The 923-nt window shown below is 36.9% G+C and carries 1 protein-coding gene; it reads right to left on the bottom strand.

Annotated features, from left to right (window positions below):
* The coding region (locus tag HMPREF2837_RS06535; RefSeq protein ID WP_186823207.1) for a hypothetical protein at positions 1-923 on the bottom strand (923 nt) is incomplete at both ends.

The following is a 923-nucleotide window of genomic DNA, read 5'->3' as shown; positions in this document are numbered from 1 at the left end:
CAATCTTCTTACCGTCTTTGTCGAACAACTCAACTGTTGATCCTGGTTCTGCATTCACTTTAACTGGATCTTTAGTTCCTGCTTTACCTGTTAGATCTGCCACAACTGGTTTCGCTGGGGCTTCTGTATCTGGTGTTGCTGGTTTTTGAGTTACAAATTCTGTCAATGGTTTTGTATCTGTAGAACCATCTTTATAGGTTACTACAAGATTTCCTTTGCCATCGTTTGTGACTGATTGAATCTTACCATCTTTATCAACTGGAGTATTTTTTGCGATATTCGCATCGTCATTGTTCTTGTTGTACTCAAGTTGAAGTTTTTCTTTGATTTTATCTAACTCAGCGTCTGTTACTTTCGTTGGATCTGCTACTTCAACTTTATCAGCTGGAGCTGGAGTTGCAATATCGTACTTATCTGTTTGAGATTTAACGATGAAGTGAACATATCCTGGTGTCTGAGTTGCATTAGGGTTTTGATCTAATGCTCTAAAATCAGTAGTTGATTCTGCATCATTATTATCTTTAGCAACAACAAAACTTGTCCAATGGTTTGGAGCTTTAAGTGTTGTAACACCTGTCATCTTAATAGTAGCTGTAGAACCTGATACAGTACCATCACCATGAGTGACTGCTGAATTCTCGATTTTTCCAGTTGTGAAACCGTAATCTGCCGTATTATCTTTTCCAATACCACCAGGACCACGTACATACATATCTTTAACAGCAGTGTTGTCTGATGCTTTGAATGTTAAATCAGTGTTTTCACCTGTATAAACATAGATTTCTTTCTTAGCTTGATTTGAGTATGGAAGTTCAACTGTTGGAGCTACGTTTACAAATTCTGACAATGGTTTTGTATCTTGAGAACCATCTTTATAGGTTACAACAACATTGTTGCCATCTTTTTCTACTTTATCAACAACT

Source organism: Streptococcus sp. HMSC071D03 (genome assembly GCF_001812125.1).
GTDB classification, from domain to species: Bacteria; Bacillota; Bacilli; order Lactobacillales; family Streptococcaceae; genus Streptococcus; species Streptococcus pseudopneumoniae_N.
The sequence above is the reverse complement of the archived record's forward strand: the minus strand, read 5'-3'. Positions and strand labels throughout refer to the sequence as shown.